Source organism: Haloarcula sp. KBTZ06, assembly GCF_048595605.1.
In the GTDB taxonomy this organism is placed as follows: Archaea; Halobacteriota; Halobacteria; order Halobacteriales; family Haloarculaceae; genus Haloarcula; species Haloarcula hispanica.
The window spans coordinates 2,142,207-2,163,372 of sequence record NZ_CP184337.1; the positions used below are offsets into that span (position 1 = coordinate 2,142,207).

At 66.3% G+C, this 21,166-nt stretch carries 17 protein-coding genes; 15 read left to right on the top strand and 2 right to left on the bottom strand.

Annotated features, from left to right (window positions below; genetic code table 11):
• Positions 1–21: 21 nt before the first annotated feature.
• Genes hutU through hutH form a run of 4 tightly spaced genes read left to right on the top strand, consistent with a single transcriptional unit; the run spans position 22 to position 5,520 of the window.
• Positions 22–1,770, top strand: coding sequence for a urocanate hydratase (hutU, locus tag ACNO8S_RS11225; protein ID WP_420181915.1), 1,749 nt, complete (start codon positions 22–24; stop codon positions 1,768–1,770).
• Positions 1,767–2,690, top strand: coding sequence for a formimidoylglutamase (gene hutG / locus ACNO8S_RS11230; protein WP_064288883.1), 924 nt, complete (start codon positions 1,767–1,769; stop codon positions 2,688–2,690). Before hutU ends, hutG begins: the two co-directional genes overlap by 4 nt.
• Positions 2,687–3,949, top strand: a complete 1,263-nt coding sequence (hutI, locus tag ACNO8S_RS11235) for an imidazolonepropionase (protein WP_420181916.1) — start codon at positions 2,687–2,689, stop codon at positions 3,947–3,949. Before hutG ends, hutI begins: the two co-directional genes overlap by 4 nt.
• Positions 3,946–5,520, top strand: coding sequence for a histidine ammonia-lyase (hutH, locus tag ACNO8S_RS11240; RefSeq protein ID WP_420181917.1), 1,575 nt, complete (start codon positions 3,946–3,948; stop codon positions 5,518–5,520). Before hutI ends, hutH begins: the two co-directional genes overlap by 4 nt.
• 7 nt (positions 5,521–5,527) lie before the next feature.
• On the opposite strand, the gene ACNO8S_RS11245 is transcribed toward hutH, so the two are convergent.
• A complete protein-coding gene (locus ACNO8S_RS11245; protein WP_420181918.1) occupies positions 5,528–8,080 on the bottom strand; it encodes an AAA family ATPase in 2,553 nt (850 codons plus the stop codon).
• The gene (locus tag ACNO8S_RS11250) at positions 8,077–8,826 is read right to left on the bottom strand and encodes a 4-phosphopantoate--beta-alanine ligase (protein WP_420181919.1); all 750 of its coding nucleotides are present in this window, start codon (positions 8,824–8,826) and stop codon (positions 8,077–8,079) included. The genes ACNO8S_RS11245 and ACNO8S_RS11250 overlap by 4 nt, the downstream gene beginning before the upstream one ends.
• 142 nt (positions 8,827–8,968) lie before the next feature.
• Between ACNO8S_RS11250 and ACNO8S_RS11255 the strand changes: the two genes are divergently transcribed.
• From ACNO8S_RS11255 to ACNO8S_RS11305, 11 genes are all read left to right on the top strand, one after another.
• Entirely contained in the window at positions 8,969–9,880 is a 912-nt protein-coding gene (locus tag ACNO8S_RS11255) for a PhzF family phenazine biosynthesis protein (RefSeq protein WP_420181920.1), read from the top strand.
• Positions 9,881–10,001: 121 nt separating this feature from the next.
• Positions 10,002–12,311 carry a phosphoenolpyruvate synthase gene (ppsA, locus tag ACNO8S_RS11260; RefSeq protein ID WP_014041022.1) on the top strand — a complete coding sequence of 770 codons (2,310 nt, stop codon included), beginning with the start codon at positions 10,002–10,004 and terminating at the stop codon, positions 12,309–12,311.
• Positions 12,312–12,369: 58 nt separating this feature from the next.
• Positions 12,370–13,272, top strand: coding sequence for an RAD55 family ATPase (locus ACNO8S_RS11265; RefSeq protein WP_151103672.1), 903 nt, complete (start codon positions 12,370–12,372; stop codon positions 13,270–13,272).
• 144 nt (positions 13,273–13,416) lie between these two features.
• A complete protein-coding gene (gene mfnA, locus ACNO8S_RS11270; protein WP_064288876.1) occupies positions 13,417–14,469 on the top strand; it encodes a tyrosine decarboxylase MfnA in 1,053 nt (350 codons plus the stop codon).
• A gap of 138 nt (positions 14,470–14,607) precedes the next feature.
• Positions 14,608–15,192, top strand: a complete 585-nt coding sequence (locus ACNO8S_RS11275) for a YqaA family protein (RefSeq protein WP_050036920.1) — start codon at positions 14,608–14,610, stop codon at positions 15,190–15,192.
• Between the two features lie 46 nt (positions 15,193–15,238).
• On the top strand, positions 15,239–15,916 hold the full coding sequence (locus ACNO8S_RS11280; protein ID WP_050036921.1) for a LiaF transmembrane domain-containing protein: 678 nt from the start codon (positions 15,239–15,241) through the stop codon (positions 15,914–15,916).
• A gap of 71 nt (positions 15,917–15,987) precedes the next feature.
• Positions 15,988–18,132 carry a methionine--tRNA ligase gene (metG, locus tag ACNO8S_RS11285; RefSeq protein WP_420181921.1) on the top strand — a complete coding sequence of 715 codons (2,145 nt, stop codon included), beginning with the start codon at positions 15,988–15,990 and terminating at the stop codon, positions 18,130–18,132.
• A 45-nt stretch (positions 18,133–18,177) separates the two neighbouring features.
• On the top strand, positions 18,178–18,534 hold the full coding sequence (locus ACNO8S_RS11290; RefSeq protein WP_050036923.1) for a DUF7312 domain-containing protein: 357 nt from the start codon (positions 18,178–18,180) through the stop codon (positions 18,532–18,534).
• A gap of 73 nt (positions 18,535–18,607) precedes the next feature.
• Positions 18,608–19,243: an NfeD family protein gene (locus ACNO8S_RS11295; protein ID WP_151103674.1), complete on the top strand. Its 636-nt coding sequence runs from the start codon at positions 18,608–18,610 to the stop codon at positions 19,241–19,243.
• 71 nt (positions 19,244–19,314) lie between these two features.
• Positions 19,315–20,502 (top strand): SPFH domain-containing protein, encoded by a 1,188-nt coding sequence (locus tag ACNO8S_RS11300; protein ID WP_050036924.1) that lies wholly within the window; start codon positions 19,315–19,317, stop codon positions 20,500–20,502.
• Between the two features lie 52 nt (positions 20,503–20,554).
• Positions 20,555–21,160, top strand: coding sequence for a winged helix-turn-helix transcriptional regulator (locus ACNO8S_RS11305; protein ID WP_050036925.1), 606 nt, complete (start codon positions 20,555–20,557; stop codon positions 21,158–21,160).
• Positions 21,161–21,166 lie beyond the last annotated feature (6 nt).

The window sequence follows — 21,166 nt, forward strand, 5'->3', positions numbered from 1 at the left end:
GTTCTCCACTAATGGTGTGGTATGGCACAGCAGTCTTCCCCAGACACCGACCACGACGTCGGGACGCCCTCGGAACAGTGGCGCGAGTACCAGGGTTCACCCACCGGCACCGGCATCGAGTGTGAAGGGTGGCGACAGGAGGCCGCGCTCCGAATGTTGAACAACAACCTCGATCCCGAAGTCGCCGAGAAACCGGAGGAGCTAGTCGTGTACGGAGGGACGGGGCGTGCGGCCCGGTCGTGGGACGCCTACGATACTATCGTCGACGAACTCCGTGAACTCGGCGACACCGAAACCCTCCTCGTCCAGAGCGGCAAGCCGGTCGGTCGGTTCGAGACCCACGAGAAGGCCCCGCGCGTCCTCATCGCGAACTCGAACCTCGTCGGCAAGTGGGACACCTGGGAGCACTTTCACGAACTTGAAGCGAAGGGACAGATCATGTACGGCCAGATGACTGCCGGCTCGTGGGCCTACATCGGCACGCAGGGCATCATCCAGGGGACCTACGAGACGCTGGCCGCGCTCGCCCGGGAACACTACCCGGACAACGACGGGCTCCGCGGGAAGATTGTCGTCACCGGCGGCCTCGGCGGAATGAGCGGTGCGCAACCGCTCGCGGTGACGATGAACCACGGCGTCTGTCTCGCGGCCGAAGTCGATGAGGACCGTATCGACCGGCGCATCGAAACGGGGTACTGCCAGGAGAAAACCGACGACCTCGCGACGGCCATCGAACGCGCACAGACGGCCGCGGCGAACGGTGAGCCCTACAGCGTCGGCGTCCACATGAACGCCGCGGACATGCTCGCGGAGATGTTGGACATGGGGTTCGTCCCCGATGTAGTGACCGACCAGACGAGCGCACACGACGAACTCGAAGGGTACTACCCCGCTGGCTACACTGTCGAGGAAGCCGACCGGCTCCGCGAACGCGACCCCGAGACGTACGTCGCGGAGAGTCTCGATACGATGAAGCGCCACGTCGAAGGCATTCTGGAACTGCAGGACAGGGGAGCCATCGCCTTCGAGTACGGCAACAACATCCGGGGGCAGGTCGAGGACCAGCGCGACCTCGACACAGCATTCGACTTCCCGGGGTTCGTTCCCGCGTACATCCGCCCGCTGTTCTGTGAGGGCAAAGGACCGTTCCGCTGGGCCGCGCTCTCGGGCGACCCCGCGGACATCCACCGGACAGACGACGCGGTCAAAGAGCTGTTCCCGGAGAAAGACGACCTCCATCGCTGGATCGACCTCGCCCAAGAGCAGGTGTCTTTCCAGGGCCTGCCATCGCGAGTGTGCTGGCTGGGGTACGCGACCGAGGATGGGCTGACCGAGCGCACTCGCCTCGCGCTCCGTATAAACGAGCTTGTCGCCGACGGCGAGATTACGGCACCCATCGTCGTCACGCGGGACCACCTAGATGCCGGGAGCGTCGCCTCGCCACACCGCGAAACCGAGGCGATGAAAGACGGGACTGACGCCGTCGCCGACTGGCCGATTCTGAACGCCCTGCTGAACTGCGCCGCCGGCGCGGACATCGTCAGCGTCCATGACGGCGGCGGTGTCGGCATCGGCAACTCCCTGCACACGAACAACCACGTCGTCCTCGACGGGTCTGATCTCGCAGCCGAGAAGGCCCGCCGTGTGTTCACGACCGACCCCGGGATGGGCGTCATTCGCCACGCCGACGCCGGTTACGAAATCGCACAGGAGATGGCCGACAAGAACAACGTCGCGGTCCCGATGCGTGACCGCAACCGCGACCAATGACCGACCTGACAGACCCGTCACCGTGGACCGGCTCGTCCGACGACCCGAACGACGAGCAGTTCGGTGACGTCGTCGAAACGGCCACACTCGCGACCGCTGCCGAGTACGACGTGGTGCTGGTGGGCGAGCCGTACGACGGGGCCGTCATCGGACGGCCGGGCGCGCGTGCCGGCCCGGCGGCTCTCCGACGCGAACTCGGCGGAACGAAGACGCATCACATCGAACGCGGACCGGTCCGCTCGGTCGCCGACCTCGGCGACATCGAGATTCCGGCCGGCGGCGTCGAACGGGTCCAGAGCGCTGTCCGCTCGATGACGGCCGAGATTCACGCAACGGGCGCAGTGCCGGTGTTTCTCGGTGGCGACAACTCACTGACGTTCCCGAACGCCGCGCCGCTGTTGGCTCACGAAACGGTCGGCGCAGTCAGCTTCGACGCCCACCTCGATTGCCGCGCCGTTCGGGACGAGCCGACGAGCGGGACGCCGTACCGACAGCTCCACGATGCAGGCCTCGACGCACTGGCCGTTGTCGGCGCGCGCCACTTCGAAACCTCGACAGCGTACCACGACTACCTCGCCGAGCAGGGCGGGACAGTCCTGCCGCCGGCGTCGGTGGCCGGCGACCCTGCCGGCGCGGTGGACGATGCGCTCGCCGCGCTCGGCGACGTGGACGCCGTCTACGTGAGTCTGGACCTCGACGTGCTCGACGCCGCAGCCGCGCCGGGCGTGAGCGCGCCGACGCCGGGCGGCCTCTCGACGCGAGAATTGTTCCGGATGCTGGGCCGCATGGCGTCCGACGACCGTATCGCCGGCTTCGAGATAGTCGAGTGCGCGCCGCCGCTGGACGCCGGGAACCGGACCGCCCGCGCCGGTGCCCGCGCCGTCGCACACTTCCTCAGTGGCCTGGGAGGTGACCGATGACAACCCTCGATGCGGTGGTCTACGGCGCGTCCGAACTCGTCGCGGGCCCGGCGGCGGACGGCCGCGGACTGGAGACCTACGAGGACGGCGCAGTCGCCATCGTGGACGGCACTGTCGCCGCTGTCGGTCCGACCGCGGAGGTGACCGCCGAATACCCGCCGGAGAGTGCCAACCACGCTGTCGACGCCGACGGTCAGGCCGTCGTTCCGGGCTTCGTCGACCCCCACACCCACGCGCTGTTCGCCGGCGACCGCTCGGACGAGTTCGCCGCCAAACTGCGCGGGAAGTCCTATCAGGACATCCTCGCCGAAGGCGGCGGCATCCTCAGAACGGTCCGAGCGGTCAGGGACGCCGACGAGGAAACGCTGCTGTCGAACCTGCTGGCCCATCTCGACACCATGCTCGCTCACGGGACGACGACAGTCGAGGTGAAGTCCGGCTACGGACTCGACACGGAGACGGAGCTACGGATGCTCCGAGTTATCGACAGGGCCGACGACGTCCATCCCGTCGACGTGGTCCCGACGTTCATGGGCGCACACGCTGTTCCCGAGGGGTGGGACGCCGACGACTACACCGCGGCGGTCGTCGACGAGCAGCTTCCGGCTGTCGAATCGCAGGGCATCGCCGAGTTCTGCGACGTGTTCTGCGAGGAAGGGGTGTTCTCGGTCTCGCAGTCCCGACGGGTCCTCGAAGCAGGCGCGGCCGCGGGGCTGACACCGAAGGTCCACGCCGAAGAACTGGCCCACATCGGCGGGACGCAGCTGGCGGCGGACGTGGGCGCGGCCAGTGCCGACCACCTCCTGCACGCGACCGGCGAGGACATCGACGCGCTTGTCGACGCTGCCGTGACGCCGGTGTTGCTCCCCGGAACGGCGTTCGGTCTCGGCGCAACGTACGCGGACGCGACGGCGTTCCGCGACCGGGGTGCGCCCGTCGCGGTGGCGACGGATTTCAATCCGAACTGCCACAGCCACAGCATGGGCTTTGCGCTGTCGCTGGCCTGCGTCGAGATGGGGCTGCCACCGGCTGAAGCGCTGGTCGCTGGAACGAAACACGCCGCGCTCGCGCTGGACAGGACCGATGGGCTGGGGACGCTCCGCGAGGGTACGCCCGGTGACGTCGCCGTCCTTGCCGCGCCGAGTCACGTCCACATTCCTTACCAGTACGGGACCAACGTCGTCGACACCGTCCTGAAAGACGGCTCGGTCGTCAGCACCCCAACGCATGAGTCATACGCTCGGGATATGCAACCATGACCGCCGAAGTTGTCCTCGACGGCGAGTCGCTCACGCCCGCCGAGGTGGTCGCTGTCGCCCGGAACGGCGCGACCGTCACCGTTGCCGACACCGCCCGCGAGCGAATCCGCGAGTCCCGCGAGCGCGTCGAGAGCGTGCTGGACAGCGGCGAGGCGGTGTACGGCGTCACCACCGGTTTCGGCGACCTCGTCGACGAGCGCATCCCACGCGAGGACCTCGATGCCCTCCAGCGGAACCTACTGCGGAGCCACGCCGCCGCGGTCGGACGGGAGTTGACGACCGAGGAAGTCCGGGCGATGATGGTCACACGGGCGAACACGCTGGCGAAGGGGTATTCAGGCATCCGTGAGTCCGTCGTCGATCTGCTGGTGGCGATGCTCGACGCTGGTGTCCACCCGGTCGTCCCGTCGCGGGGCAGCCTCGGCGCGAGCGGCGACCTCGCGCCGCTCGCCCACATGTCGCTGGTCCTCATCGGCGAAGGAGAAGCCGAGGTCGAGGGGGACCGACTCCCCGGCGACGAGGCGCTCGACGCAGTCGGCCTCGAACCGGTGACGCTCCGGGCCAAGGAGGGGTTGGCGCTCATCAACGGGACACAACTGACCGTCGGCGTGGCCGCACTCCTCCTCGCCGACGCGGAACGGCTGGTCGCCGCCGCCGACATCGCCGGTGCGCTCACGACGGAGGTGACCCTCTCCTCGACAGTACCGTCCCACGAAGCCATCACCGACGTCCGGCCCCACGCCGGCCAGGCCGCGAGCGCGCGAAACATCCGGCGGCTGACGGCCGACTCCGACGTGGTTGAGTCTCACCGCAATTGCGACCGCGTGCAGGACGCCTACGCGATGCGCTGTCTGCCGCAGGTCCACGGCGCGGTCCGCGATGCCGTCGCCCACCTCCGGGAGGCCGTCGAGGTGGAACTCAACAGCGCGACCGATAATCCGCTGGTGTTCCCCCGTGAGGCGGTGGGGGACCGGGCCTCCGGCTCCGACAGCGCGGGCGTGCTGTCCGGCGGGAACTTCCACGGCGCGGTACTCGCCATGCGCCTCGACTATCTGACGAACGCGCTCACCGAACTCGCGGCCATCTCGGAGCGCCGGACGGACCGGATGCTCAATCCGAATCTGCAGGAGCCACACCTCCCGCCGTTTCTCACCGAGCGAAGCGGCGTCCGGTCGGGCTACATGATCGCACAGTACACTGCTGCCGCACTGTTGAACGAATGTCGGTCCTTCGGCCGGCCCTCGATGGACAACACGCCCGTCAGCGGCAATCAGGAGGACCACGTCAGCATGAGCGCGCAGTCGGCCTATCTGGCCCGAAAAGCAGCCCGAAACGCCGCCGCGATTCTCGGCGTCGAGCTGTGCTGTGGGGCGCAAGCCGCCGACTTCGTCGACGACGCCCTCGAACTGGGCGTCGGGTCGGCCGAGGCCTACGACGCCGTCCGTGCAGTGGTCCCGAAGCTAACGGCGGACCGACCCATCCACGAGGACATCGAGGCCGCGGGCGCACTCGTCGAGTCGTCGGCCTTCATCGAGCGGGTTGCTGCGGCGCTCGACGAAGGGCTAGAGTGACCCGGCCTCAGGACCCAAGCCCCAGGTCCGCGGTCCCTTCAGCCCCCTGATAGCGCTCCCGGTCGTCCCAGTCGGCGATACTCGAATGGGTCTCCCGGACGGCGATTTCGAGATGCTCCTGTGTTATCTCCGAGCCGTCTCGCAGGGCGTGCCGCGCCGCGTCCTCGGCGACGAGTTCGAGGTCGCTGGCGGCGTAGCCAGCCGTCGGTTCAATGATGGCGTCCCAGTCGATGTCACCGGCGACGGGCCGGTCCTGCAGGTGGATCTCCAGAATCTGTTTGCGAGCCTCGGCGTCCGGTGGCGGGACTTCCACGCGCTCGTCGAAGCGGCCCGAGCGCCGTAGTGCCGTGTCGATGTCCTCGACAAAGTTCGTCGCGGCGACCACGACGATGTCGTCGGCCGCCGCGCCTTCGAGTTCGGTGAGCAGTTGGTTGACCAGTTGCTGCTCGCTCGTGTTCATCGACCCGCGCCGCGAGCCCGCGATGCCGTCGATTTCGTCAATGAACAGCACGCAGGGCGCGTTCGCGCGGGCCACCTCGAACACCTCGGCGACGTTGCGGGCCGGCTCGCCCATCCACTTGCTAGTCACGTCTGCGGGACTGATCTCGACGAAGCTGTGGTCGAGTTCGCCAGCGAGCGCGCCGGCGAGGTGGGTCTTCCCGCAGCCGGGCGGACCGTACAGCAGCAGGCCGGAAAGCACGTCGATGCCGTACGTTTCGTATTCCTCGGCGTTCTCAAGCGGATCGAGGACCGTGTCTTCAAGTCGGTCCTTCAGTTCACCCATCCCACCTACGTCGGCGAAGTCGCGTCCGGCGTCAGTCTCGACGAGCGAACTGGCCTGCAGGTCGACGCCGTCGGGCTGGACGACGCCGTTCTCGGCGACCATCTCGGGGTCGACCCAGTCCGGGATGCTGGTGTCGGTCTCTGTGGCGGCCTGCAGCAGATGGTCCGTCCCAATCGGGGCGTCGGCCCGCAACGCCTTTCGGGCGGCGTCCTCGGCAAGGAGTTCGATGTCGCTGGCCGCGAAGCCGGCCGTCTCCTCGACGACGGGGCCGAGGTCGATGTCGGCCGCTGTCGGCCGGCCGGCGAGGTGAATCTCCAGAATCTGCGTTCGCGCCGCGGGGTCCGGCGGCGGGACCTCCACGCGCTCGTCGAACCGGCCCGAGCGGCGGATCGCGTCGTCCACGTCCTCGACGAGGTTCGTCGCGCCCAGCACCACCACGTCCTCGTCGGCGATCCCTTCGAGTTCGGTGAGCAGTTGGTTGACCAGTTGCTGCTCGCTGCTGTTCATGTTGCTGTCGCCGTCGCGTGCGCCGGCGATGCCGTCGATTTCGTCGATGAAGAGGATACAGGGGGCGTTCGCGCGGGCGATCTGGAACAGTTCCTCGACTTTCTGTGCGGGTTCGCCCATGTACTTGCTGGTCACGTCGGCGGGCGTGACCTCGATGAAGGCGTGGTCGACCTCGCCCGCGAGTGCGCCTGCGACGTGTGTCTTCCCACAGCCGGGCGGGCCATGCAGCAGGACGCCGTTGACGACGCCGATGCCGTACTCTTCGAAGGCGCTGGGGTCCTGCAACGGCCGGACGACCTTGTGGTTGAGCGTCTCAAGTAGCTCGGACATCCCACCGACATCGGCGAAGCTCCGGGACGGGTTTGGGTCGACCAGCCCGTCGGCTTGCATATCGACGCCGTCGGGCTGGACCACCGTCCCGTCGTCCGAGGGTCGTTCGCGGTTTATCGAGGGCGGGCCGTCGGTGCTGTCGGAGCCAGAATCGCCGCCCATCCCGGCCGTGCCGGATTCGTCGGACTGGTCGATCCGCTCCCGGATGTTCCGTTCGAGGCGGTCCGGGTTGACCTCGTAGCCGTACTCGGCCAGCCGTCGGGGTTCGGCGCTGAGGAATTCCGCGAGCCAGCCGTGGCGCTGCAGGTCCTCGGTCGGGGCGTCCGGGTCCCGGAACGTGACGAGCTTGACGTCCGAGCTGTCGGGCGAGTGGTACTCGGCGAGCCAGAAGGGGAGATACAGGCGCTCGATGCCGGTCACGCCGTCGAATCCGTCGGGGTCGAAATCCCCGGGGAGCCCGTAGGACTCGCGAAGCTTCCGGAGGAACACGTTCGCCGCGCCCGAGGCGGAGTCGTGGCGCTGCTCGCGGTACTCGGCGACACGCTGGGGTAGTAGCGACCGGGCGTCGTCGTCGGTGACCTGGAACTGCAGCAGGACGGAGCGGCCAAGCGCGGGGTCGTCGCGGCCGAAGTCGTAGTCGCCCGTCGGCCGGCGGACCACCGAATCAGTGTCCTCGACGTACTGCGAGACGGCCCGGTCGTTGTCCGCCCAGAGACCGTCGAGGAACGCGGTCTCGGATCGCGTCGTCGTGCCGAACAGCTTCCCCTCGCCGGTCTCGTACTCGTAGTCGACTTTGAACACTGGATAGAACACCCGGTGGAGCCGTTCGAGTCGTTCGGTATCGCCGAACGCTGTCATCGTCCGCTGGTCGAGCGTCTCTCTGACAGTGTCCTCGTCGGGGACCCGACGGTCGGCGTAGATGTACGGCGGCAGGCTCATTCGAGGTCACCCTCCCGAATCGTCCGCTCGGCGGCAGTCAGGGCGCTATCGGCGTCGAACGTGTCGATGGCATCCTGCTGGGCGTCCGGGTCGCCACGGAGGTCGCGGGCGTGCTCGGTAATGTTCGGTATCGCGCGAATGATGTTGTCGATGATGGGCACTGTTGCCACCTCAGCCGAGCGGCTTCGAGGGTTGAGGTCGATGACGAGTTCCGTCTTGCCCATCTCGCCGAGCGCCTCGGCGCGGTCACCGTCCTCCAGCGGCACCAGCACCACGTCCGCTGCGCCGATGCCGTCGGCGTCGACCTTCGCGCGCTCGTGGTCGAGGCCGGGAATGCGCCCGTCGGCGGTGAGCCCCTTCACGTCCGTCGCCCCGTGCTCGCGAAGGTAGTCGGCGATGGCCTCGATGCGTTCCTCGGTCCGGTTGAACAGGTTCACTTCGAGGTCTGCGCGGGTCACCTCGGCCAGTTCGACGAGTTCGCCGGGCACGAGGGCGGCGGCGTTGCCGTTGACCGAGACGACGGCGTGCTCGGCGGACAGAAGGTGTGCCGCGGCGGCACGCTCGGCGTCGTCGGCGCTGTCGATGGTGCGCTCGCCCAGCAGGTAGTCGAAGGCTTCGCCGCGGCCCTGTGCGATGAGGCCCTGCCGGGAGGTGATACCGTGGTCGACGCCCGCTTCGATACGGTGGCGGGTCAGAAGCGACTCGTAGCGGGGGTGGCTTTCAGGGAGGTCGACGTCCTCACTCATACGTTCCAGTGATAGCTCCCTGTACTAAAGTCGTCCGTCAGGCGCGTCCCGGGCGTTGTTGCGTGTCTCACCGGAACCGATCACCGGACGACGATGGCTAGCTCCGGAAAAGATTATCTGCGGGTCAGCACAACTCCGTGCCATGGATACCCGACAGGCGTTGCTTGTCGACGCGTTCGCCGCGGAGCCGACGGCGGGCACACCGACCGGCGTCGTCCCTGAAGCCGACGGACTGACCGACGACCAGATGCAGGCTGTCGCCAGCGAACTGGGGGCCACCGAGGCGGCGTTCGTCCTGCCGGCAGAAGACGCCGACCGCCGGCTTCGCTGTTTCTCGCCGACCGAGGAACTGGCGCAGGCAGAGACGGCGACAATCGCCGCGTACGCGGCGCTCTACGAGCGTGGTGAAGTCGACGCCGCCGAATTAACGGTCGCCACAGCTGGAGGCGAAATCGCCATCGAAACCAAACCGAACGGCATGGTCTGGGTCGAGCAGGGCCGGGCCGACATCACCGAGGTCGATATCCCCTACAGCGATGTCGCGGACGCGCTCGGACTCGACGAAGCCACGCTCAAGGACGTGGGTGCGGACCTCCCGCTCGTGACAGCCGACGCGAGTGAGTCGTGGCTCATGGTCCCGGTCAACTACTTCGAGCATCTGAGCACCCTCGCCGTGGATGGGACCGCCGTCGCCTCGCTCTGTGACCGCGCGGACGCAGTCGGCGTGTACCCGTTCACCTTCGACACCGTTGGCGGCGACGCAACGCGCCGGTCGACGTTCCACGGGCGAGCCTTCCGCGCGGGGAGCCGGACAGAAGAGCCGGTAAGCGCGGCAGCATCGGGGGCCTGCGCGGCGTTCGTCCGCCGCTACGGGGCGCTCGATGACACCGTCGAACAGATCATCGCCGAGGGCGGGCATTTCCGCGACCGACCCGGGACGGTGTCAGTCGATACCGACGGGACCGAGGTGTGGGTCGGCGGTCGCGGCGTGACCGCATTGGACGGCACGGTAACTGTCCCCGCTGTTGACGACGACGATATTATCGAAGCGTGACCGTCCACACCGCACCGGCAGCCTGACCGCCTAATTCACTCGAAATCGAGTGAAGAGCGATCTCTCACTGGTTGCAACCGGAACATCCTTAATTGTCGTTGAAGATGGTACGAATGAGTCCATGCCAACACTGTGGCTCGACGAAATCGGTGCCGACGACCTGGCGCGGGTCGGCGGCAAGGCGGCGTCTCTCGGAGAACTGACCGGAGCGGGCCTGCCCGTTCCGTCGGCGTTCGTCGTTACCGCCGACACGTATCGGTCGTTCATCGAAGCAACTGGAATCGACGAGCCGCTGTTCGAGGCCGTCGATGTCGACAGCGACGACTCGCAGGCGCTGGCCGAGGCAGCCGAACGCGCTCAGGAGTTGATCCTGGAAACCGACACCCCGCCGTCGGTCCGCGAGGACCTGCTGGCTGCATACGACGAGATGGGCGACGAGGACGTTGCGGTGCGGTCTTCGGCAACTGCCGAGGACCTCCCGGACGCCTCCTTCGCCGGCCAGCAGGACACGTACCTGAACGTCTCGCGTGCGGACCTCCTGCAGCGAGTCAAGGAGTGCTGGGCCTCGCTGTTCACACAGCGGGCTATCTACTACCGCAACGAGAACGACTTCGCCCACGACGCCGTGGACATCGCCGTCGTCGTCCAGCAGATGGTCGACGCGGAGAAGTCCGGCGTCATGTTCACCAGCCACCCCTCGACCGGCGGTCCAACGGCCATCATCGAGGCCGCGTGGGGGCTGGGCGAGGCGGTCGTCTCCGGTGCGGTTTCGCCCGACAACTACATCGTCGACCGCGAGACGGGCACCATCGATGAGGTGACCGTCGCCGACAAGAAGGTGATGTGTGTTCGGGGAGAAGACGGCGAGACAATCGAGCGCTCCGTCCCCGAGGAGAAGCGCAACGAGCGCGTCCTCTCGGAGGACGAGATTCACCGGCTCATCGAAATCGGTGAGCGCGTCGAAGACCATTACGATACACCACAGGACGTGGAGTGGGCGGTCTACGAGGGGGAGGTGTACCTGCTGCAGTCCCGCCCGATCACCACTATCGACGATCCTGAAGGGAGCGCCGGCTCGGCCAACGAAGCCGAGAGTCAACCGCCGGGGGCAAAATCGGGTGTCGCCGACGGCGGAGCGATGGAGAGCCAGTCGGAGTCGGTCCGGCTCTCCGGAATCGGCTCCGCGCCGGGCCGGGTCACTGGCGTCGTCCGCATCGTCGACAAACTCGACAACCTCGACAAGGTCGAGGACGGCGACATCATCGTCGCCGAGATGACCACGCCGGACATGGTCCCGGCGATGAAACGCGCCAACGGTATCATCACCGACGAGGGCGGGATGACCAGCCACGCAGCCATCGTCTCCCGTGAACTCGGCGTTCCAGCCGTCGTCGGTGCCGAGGACGCGACACAGAAACTCCGGGACGGCGAAACGGTCACGCTCGACGGCGACAAGGGCACAGTCGAGAAAGGGGCCAAGGTTCCCGAGACGACCGGCGAGGAAGAGGATGCCGGGCCGGTCGAGGCACACTCGCCAGTCAAGCCGATGACCGGAACGGAAGTCAAGGTCAACGTCTCCATTCCGGAGGCCGCGGAGCGAGCGGCTGCGACCGGTGCCGACGGCGTCGGCCTGCTGCGCATCGAGCACATGATCCTCTCGACGGACAAGACGCCCTCGCGCTACGTCGAGGACCACGGCGAGCGCGCCTACGTCGACGAAATCGTCGAGGGGGTCCGCTCGGTTGCCGAGGCGTTCTACCCGCGCCCGGTCCGCGTCCGGACCCTCGATGCCCCATCCGACGAGTTCCGCCAGCTCCAGGGCGGCGAAGACGAGCCGAGCGAGCACAACCCGATGCTCGGCTATCGGGGCATCCGGCGCTCGCTTGACCGACCCGGCGAGTTCAAGCTCGAACTCCGGGCGTTCGAGCGCCTGTACGACCTCGGCTACGACAACGTCGAACTGATGCTCCCGCTGGTGACCGACGCCGAGGACATCCTGCGGGCGAAGGCGCTGATGCAGGAGGTCGGCATCGACCCCGAGAAGCGCGACTGGGGCGTCATGGTCGAGACGCCGGCGAGCGCGCTGTCCATCGAAGACATCTGTGAGGCCGGTATCGACTTCGTCTCCTTCGGGACGAACGACCTCACGCAGTACACGCTGGCCGTCGACCGCAACAACGGCAACGTCGCCGACCGCTTCGACGAACTCCACCCGGCCGTTCTCGAACTCATGCGCCAGGTCATCGGGACCTGCCGCGAGCACGACGTCGCCACGAGCATCTGTGGCCAGGCCGCCTCGAAGCCCCAGATGGTCGACTTCCTCGTCGACGAGGGAGTCACCTCTATCTCGCCGAACATCGACGCCGTCCGCGACGTACAACACGAGGTCAAGCGCGTCGAACAGCGCCTGCTGCTGGAATCGGTCCGCTGAGGCCGCGGCCGCCCGACGTAGCCAGCAGATTTTTTTGCACCGTTCGCTTCGTTGCGGTATGGCACCCGAATCGACACCGGAAGCCAAGAGTATCAGTTCCGGTGTGTCCTACATCCCTTTCGGCATCCCCGGACTGGACGGACAGGTCCGCGGGATTCCGACCGGGAGCACGGTCCTGCTGGCCGGGGCGTCGGACGCGGGCGGCGATGCGTTCACCTACACGAGTCTCGCGACGCTGATGCTCGCGAAACACCGGCCCGAGATGGTCCCGAACAGCGTTGCCCGGCGCAGCGAGGCGATTCCCGACTCGGTGACCTACATCACGCTCTCGCACGACCGCGAACACGTCTACAGCGAACTTGACGCCGTGCTCGACGGCTATCAGTTCGACACGCTCACGGACAACATGACCGTCGCGGACTTCTCCCAGCGTTTCATGGAGCTGTTGCCGGTTCCGGAGCCGCTGTTCGATGCGCGACGGAGCGACGCCGAAATCGAACAGCCCGACGCGGAGCCACCAGAGTCGGAGCCCAACGAGGGGACCTTCGAGAAACTGCTCGCCGACATCAGCGACCGGGTGAGCGACGCCGCGGAGACGCTCATCGTCATCGACTCGCTGACCGACCTCGAACGAGCGACGGAGTTCGGTCTGCCCCAGAACCACGAAATCGCGTTCCTCATGGGGCTCCGGGAAGCGGTCGTCAACTGGGGGACCGTGGCCTTCGTCAAACTCGACCGGCCCGCGGGCGACGTGCGCTCGGACGAACTCATCCACGGCCTGCTGCACGGCAGCGTCTACTTCTACTCCAACGACAAGGGGTTCGAGACGTACCGGACGATGCGGGTCGGCTCCTTCGGCGGCGCGCTCGACACCGAGCGCCAGACCGTCTTCGAGTCGCTGATCGGTCCCACGGGCTTTCGAGCGAAGGCGACGAAGAAGATCGGGCCGTCGAACTGGTAATTCGGTCGGGACGAGCGCTACAGGACCAACTACGGACGGCTGCCCCGTTCTGGCCACCGTTTCGCCGTCAGGGCGAATAAACAGCAGACAACGGACATGCCCGAGCACAACGGCTAAACCGCTCCCCCTCTATACTCGCGATAGATGCTCCAGCGGGCAGAGCCACAGGACTTCGAGCGCGTCCTCTCGTCGATGTGTACGGTACCGCATCCGTCGGCACGCGAAGCGGCGGAACGCTTCCTCGCGACGAACCCCGGGGACCCCGGTACGTACGAGACCATCGCCGACCTGGAACGCGAGGCCGTCGACTATCTCGGCGACATCACCGGGCTCTCGGACCCCGCGGGCTACGTCGCCTCGGGCGGGACGGAGGCCAACCTCCAAGCGATACGTATTGCCCGTAACCGCGCCGATACGGACGACCCGAACATAGTTGCGCCCGTCCACGCACACTTCTCCTTTACCAAGGCCGCTGACGTACTCGGTGTGGAACTGCGGACCGCGCCAGCGACGGACTACCGCGCCAACATGGAAGCGATGGGTGAACTCGTTGACGAGGACACGGTGTGTGTCGTCGGCGTCGCCGGCTCGACCGAATACGGCTACGTCGACCCGATTCCGGCCATCGCCGACCTCGCCGAGACGGTCGACGCACTCTGTCACGTTGACGCCGCGTGGGGCGGTTTCTACCTCCCCTTCACCGACCACGACTGGCACTTCGGCCACGCGAACATCGACACGATGACGATTGACCCGCACAAGGTCGGGCAGGCGGCGGTCCCCGCCGGCGGGCTACTCGCGCGCGACCGATCACTGCTTGATCAACTCGCCGTCGAAACGCCATATCTGGAGTCGACTGACCAGCTCACGCTGACCGGCACGCGCTCGGGCGCTGGCGTGGCCTCCGCCGTCGCGGCGATGGAGTCGCTGTGGCCGGCTGGCTACGAGCAGCAGTACGAAACGTCGATGGCCAACGCCGACTGGCTGGCCGACCAGCTGTCGGCGCGGGGCCACGACGTGGTCGGCCCCGAGCTTCCGCTTGTCGCGGCCGATCTCTCGATGCCGATGACCGACGAACTCCGGGACCGCGGCTGGCGGGTCTCAAAGACCGGGGCTGGCGAGATGCGTGTCGTGTGTATGCCCCACGTTACGCGGTCGATGCTGCGGTCGTTCGTGGCGGACCTCGACTGGTACTGAATCGCGGACCTCGACTGGTACTGAATCGCGGACCTCGACTGGTACTGCGTCGCCGCCCTCGGTCCCGAACATACTGGTATTGACTACTCCCGAGAAGACATACGAAGGTTTAGAAGTGCCTGTTTGCTACAGAGGGTCGTGGACCTGGTAGTACCGACCACAGCGTTCATTGCCTTCATCGGTGACTGTACGACCGCCGGCACTCCACTGTCGCCGCTGGAAGAGGCCGTCTGTACGGCCACCGGTCCAACCGGACTGGGTATCATCGCGGTGTACTCGTTTCTGATCGCGTTCATTCTCCCACTCCCGAGCGAAGTTGTACTAGTTCCGGCCGAAACGCTTCGGCTTGGACTCTCTACGAACGGGAATCTGGTGGCGATTATCCTCGTCAGTGGTCTCGGGAAGGCGTTCGGCAGTCTCGTCGCCTTCCACATCGGTCAGGAGGCAAAGGAGTACGGCCCACTCGTGCGCTGGATCAAGCGCTCACGGTTCAATATCATCGAATGGTCGGAGAAGAAGACGGTACAGCTCGCACAGAAGTACGGCTACGTCGGTCTGGCGCTCGCGCTCTGTGTTCCCTTCTTCCCCGATACGATCTCTATCTACGCGTTTACCGTCCTCGAACGCGACTACTATCGGTTCGGCGCGGCGACGTTCTTCGGCAGCGCCGGGCGGCTTGTGGTGACACTCGCACTCGCAGGCGGCACGCTCGTGCTGCTGTGAGCGGCCGGCACACAGATTTATGTAATCTGTTTGAGTAAATGCACGCATGTCCCGAAGCCGTTTGGCGGCCCAGACCCTCCTCGGCGGAATCGTCGTGTTGATCGGCCTGGCGCTGCTCGGACGGTCGACCGGACTGTTCGACGCCAGCGCGCTGTTCGTCTACGTCCCATCGTTGTTCGTCCTCGTCGGCATCTACGCGCTAGTGTCCGGCGGGCTACGGAACCTCGTGGGTCCGCTGCTGGTCATCCTCGTCGCTGGCGCGTGGCAACTGGTCACGCTGGGCGTGCTCGCCGCCCGTGACGTGGTGCAGTTCTGGCCGCTGTTAATCATCCTGTTTGGACTATCGCTCCTCCTCGGACAGTACCGGGCGAAAGCACGATCCGAGCGGAGCGATCACGTCCTGCTATTCGCGTTCTTCGGGGGCGCGGAGCGACGCATCACGGCCGACGCCTTCCGGAGCGCGGACCTGACCGCGCTGTTCGGCGGGATCGAACTTGACCTCCGGGACGTGAGGAGCAGCGACGCGCCGGCCCACGTCAGCACGACGACCATCTTCGGCGGGACCGAGATACGGGTCCCGCGGGAGTGGAACGTCCGCCTCGACGTGCTACCGCTGTTCGGCGCGGCGGAAGACTCTCGCCCTCGTTCCGACGAGGAACACAAGGATGTCGACCTCGTGATCACCGGGTTCGTCGCCTTCGGCGGTCTGGAACTGCTGGACTGACGGACAGCAGCCCGTCCAGCGCGGCGCCGAAACCAACCCCCTTTTGACCCGTCGGTGGCACACGAACAGGTATGAGCAACGACGAGTTTCCGACGGACCAGCCGGCGGTCGTGACCTGTGGGTTGCCCTACGCGAACGGTGACTTGCACGTCGGCCACCTCCGGACGTACGTCGACGGGGACGCGCTGTCGCGCTCCCTCCGACGGATCGGCCAGCAGACGGCGTTCGTTTCGGGGTCGGACATGCACGGTACACCGGTAGCGGTCAACGCCGCCGAGGAGGGTGTCGAGCCGCGGGAGTTCGCGCTTGACTTCCACGAGACCTACGCCGAGACGTTCCCGCAGTTCAACATCGAGTTCGACAACTACGGGCACACCGACGACGAGACCAACGTCGAACTCACCCAGGAGTTCGTCCGCTCGTGGGTCGAAAACGACCACGTCCACGAGAAGGAGATCGAGGTCGCCTGGGACACCGAGGAGGACCAGCCCCTCCCCGACCGCTACGTCGAAGGGACCTGTCCCTACTGCGGGGAACAGGCCCGCGGCGACGAGTGCGACGAGGGGTGCCAGCGCCACCTCGAGCCCGGCGAGATCGAGGACCCGGTGTCGACGCTGACCGGCAACCCCGCCGAGTACCGCACCCGCGAACACAAGTTCCTCCGGCTTGCAGACTTCCAGGAGTACCTCCAGGGCTTCCTCGACCGCCTGGAAGGCACCGACAACGCCCAGAACCAGCCCCGCGAGTGGATCGAGGGCGAACTGCAGGACCTCTGTATCACGCGGGACATGGACTGGGGCGTCGATTATCCGGCGGACGTAGACGGTGGCGACGAACTGGTGCTGTACGTCTGGGTCGACGCGCCCATCGAGTACGTCGCCTCGACGAAACAGTACGCCGAGCGCGTCGGCGACGACGAGTACGACTGGGAGCAGGTCTGGAAAGTCGACGGCGAGGAGCACCACGGCACCGAGTGGGACGACGAGTGGTCCGACGACAACGGCGAAATCATCCACGTCATCGGGCGCGACATCATCCAGCACCACGCGGTGTTCTGGCCGGCGATGCTTCGCGGGGCGGGCTACAACGAGCCCCGGTCGATTCTGGCGACCGGGTTCGTCGGCATCGACGGCAAGGCGCTCTCGACCTCGCGCAACCGCGCCGTCTGGGCCGACGAGTACCTCGACGCCGGCTTCCATCCCGATCTGTTCCGGTACTACATCGCGACCGGCGCTCAGATCGATACGGACGTGGACTTCTCCTGGGACCGCTTCCAGGAGCGGGTCAACGGCGAACTCGTCGGCAACGTCGGCAACTTCATCTACCGCTCGCTGCTGTTCGCCGAGCGCAACTACGACGGGACGCCCGACGCGCCCGTCAGCGACGACGTGCGCGACCGAATCGAGTCGGCCATCGAGGACTTCGAGGCCGCCGTTCGGGAGTACGACGTGCGCGAACTCGCCGAAATCGCCATCGAACTCTCGAACTACGGCAACGAGTACATCCAGCGCAACGAGCCCTGGAACCTCGTCGACGACGACCCCGAGCGCGCCGAGCAGGTCATCCGTGACTGCGTCCAGCTAACGAAGGCTGTCGCGGTGCTCATGCAGCCCGTTCTGCCAGGCAAGGCCGAGCGCCTCTGGGGCCAGCTCGGCGAGCAGGGCTCCGTCGCCGACGTGACCCTCGACAGCGCGCTCGAAGCGCCGCCGGCCGAGTTCGGCGAGCCCGCGGAACTGTTCGAACAGGTCGAGGACGACCACATCGAGGCGCTCAACGAGGAACTACAGGAGCGCGTTGAGGCGGCCAGCGACGACGAGTCCGAGGACGATGACGGCGAAGCCGCCGGAGACGAAGGAGATGACGACGCAGAGACCGCCGACCTCCAGCCCCTCGTCGAGGACCGCATCAGCTTCGAGGACTTCGAGGGCGTCGACATGCGCGTCGGCGAGATCCGCAGCGCCGAGCCGGTCGAGGGCGCGGACAAGCTCCTGCGGCTGGAAGTTGACATCGGTCACGAGGTCCGGCAGGTCGTCGCCGGCCTCCGACAGCTCCACGACGCCGAGGACCTCCCCGGAACGCGGGTCATTCTGCTTGCCAACATGGAGAAAGCCGAACTGTTCGGCATCGAATCCAACGGCATGGTCCTGGCCGCTGGCGACGAGGCCGACCTGCTGACGACCCACGCGGACGCCCCGCTGGGGACCCGCATCAAGTAAGCCCAGTCGCCAGCGCTTTTGTAGTCACGGCACGTACCGCGAACCATGGATGACGACGGGGCCGCACGAGACGATGCGGCCGCTACGGGTGACACGTTCACCGAGGAGTACGAACTGGCGACGGAAGCCGACGTGATTCAGGTCGACGGTGACGCAGCCGACGAGGAGGAGGGCGCGGTCGCCGGCTCGTTCGCCCCGGACCTGGAAGTGACTCCCGATGCGCCGAAGCCTGAGAACGTTGTCTTCGTCGCGCTAGGGGTCTGCATCGCGATTCTCGCCCTCGGACGGATGTTCCTCGGGGCGGAGATGTACGCGCCGTCCATACTCGGCGGCGTGGTCCTGTCTGTCGCGCTCGGAACCGCTGTACTGTACGGGTTCTTTGTCCGGACGAGCGACGCGTAAGACCTGCACCGGTGCCTTCAGAGTCGCGCTCTCTACCCCGACACTTAATCCTGCTCCGACACTAAGTCGGGGCATGGTGAACCCGCTGGCGGCAGTTGCCCCACTGCAGGCCGAACCACTGTTAGGTATGTCGCTCTCCATTCTGCTGTTTCTGGCCGGCGCGGGCCTCATCGTGGGCGAAGCGCTCGCCCCTGGGACCCACTTTTTCGTCCTCGGCGTGGCCCTGCTGACGGCGGGGCTGGTCGGGCTGTTCATCCCAGCGAGCCTGGGTATCTTCGCGCCGCTCATCCTCACAGTCATCGTCCTGGCGACCACGGCGGTCACGCTCTGGGGGTATCGAAAGCTCGATTTCGCCGCGCCGGGCCGCGGCCAAACGCTCAGTTCCGACTCGCTTACTGGCCAGTTCGGGACTGTGACCGAGCGCGTGACCCGAAGTGACGGCGAGGTCAAACTGGAAGACGGCGGCTTCAATCCGTACTATCAGGCCCGCAGTTCCGGCGACCCGATAGAGGAGGGAACGGAGGTCATCGTCATCGACCCCGGCGGCGGGAACGTCCTGGAAGTCGAGGCGGTGGAGTCGGCGACTGACGAAATCGACCGCGCGCTCGAACGCGACCGGAGCCGGGGCGACGGGGATGCCGAACCGGAGCGCGACCGGAACCGGAGCGACAAGGATGCCGAGCCGGAACGAGAGTCGGAGCGGGCGTAGGTGTGTAATTCGGTAGTTTGTGACAGGGACACCGAAGCCTTTTCCTTGAGCGCTCCGGAGGTTTGACTGTCATGTTCCCCGCGACAGCACCGCTACAACCCGGAGGACTCATCGGTTTCGTTACCGTAATCTTCCTCCTGATCGCCATCGCGCTGGTGTACTCCAGCGTCGTGATCATCCGCCCGTACCAGAAAGGTGCCTACACGGTCCTCGGCACCTATCGCGGCGTCCTCGACCAGGGGATTCACTTCATCTACCCCTTCGTCTCAGACGTGACGCGGTTCGACATGCGGACCCAGACACTCGACGTGCCACGGCAGGAGGCTATCACCCGCGACAACTCGCCGGTGACCGCCGACGCCGTCGTCTACATCAAGGTGATGGACCCGAAGAAGGCGTTCCTCGAAGTCGATAACTACGAGCGTGCCGTCTCCAACCTCGCCCAGACGACCCTCCGTGCCGTGCTGGGTGACATGGAGCTGGACGACACGCTGAACAAGCGGGGCGAAATCAACGCCCGAATCCGGAAAGAACTCGACGAACCCACCGACGAGTGGGGTGTCCGCGTCGAGAGCGTGGAGGTCCGCGAGGTCAACCCGTCCAAGGACGTCCAGCAGGCCATGGAGCAACAGACCTCCGCCGAGCGGAAACGCCGTGCCATGATTCTGGAAGCCCAGGGTGAACGGCGCTCCGCCATCGAGACGGCGGAAGGTGACAAGCAGTCCAACATCATCCGCGCGCAGGGTGAGAAGCAGAGCCAGATTCTGGAAGCCCAGGGTGACGCAATCTCGACCGTCCTCCGCGCGAAATCCGCCGAATCGATGGGCGAGCGCGCCGTCATCGACAAGGGGATGGAGACGCTCGCCGAGATCGGCCAGGGCGAGTCGACGAAGTTCATCCTCCCGCAGGAACTCACCTCGCTGGTGGGCCGCTACGGCAAGCACCTCCAGGGCTCGGACGTGAAGGAGAACGGGCACGCGCTGGAAGCGCTCGACTTCGACGACGAGACCCGCGAGATGCTCGGTCTGGACGACATCGAGGAAATCCTCGGCCAGATCGACGAGGAAGCGCAGGTCGACGTCGAAGCGATGGAAGAGGAAGCCCAGAAGATCAAGGAGGGCCAGGACAGTGGCCTCGACAGCGCCGACGAGATGATTCAGGAGATGGACGCCGAAATCGACGACGACTCGGGCACGACTGACGTGGCCGGCGGCCCCGACGACACGACGCGAACGTCGGAAGTCGACAAGGACGACTAGTCCTGATAACCAGGCGAAGACGTTTTATTACCGACCCACCTTTTCGGTAGCAATGACGCGTGAGGGCGACGTGGACGAGGACAAGCGGGCGACGCTCCGTCGCTTTGCCGCCCTCGGTGCAGCGAGCCCGTTTGCCCGCTTCGGCGATAGCGGGAGCGAGAGCGACGCGCCCGACGCCATCGCCGGGTACGTCTCCGCACATCCCGGGACGCACTTCTCGAAGCTTCGCGACGACCTCAAACTCGGGACCGGCGAGGCCCAGCATCACCTCCACCGGCTGGAAAACGAAGACGTCGTCGCCTCACAGAAGGACGGCGACTACCGGCGGTACTTCCCGGCTGGCCAGTTCTCCGAGTTCGAACAGGTGGCGCTTGGCTACCTGCGACGCTCGACAGCCCGCGGGATGCTCGTCACGCTCCTTCGCCGTCCGGACGTGACGGCCTCTGAACTGGCCACCGAACTGGACGTTTCGCGGCCGACGGTGAGCAACTACGCCGGCGACCTGGAGTCCGCCGGACTGCTGTCCCGAGAAGACGGGTACGCGGTGACCGAGCCAGAGACAGTGTTGACACTGCTTATCCGGTACGCCGATTCGTTCGATGACGATGTTGCCGAGCTAGCGGGCGAGGCCGACTCACTGCTGCGGTACGATCCCTGAGCTGAT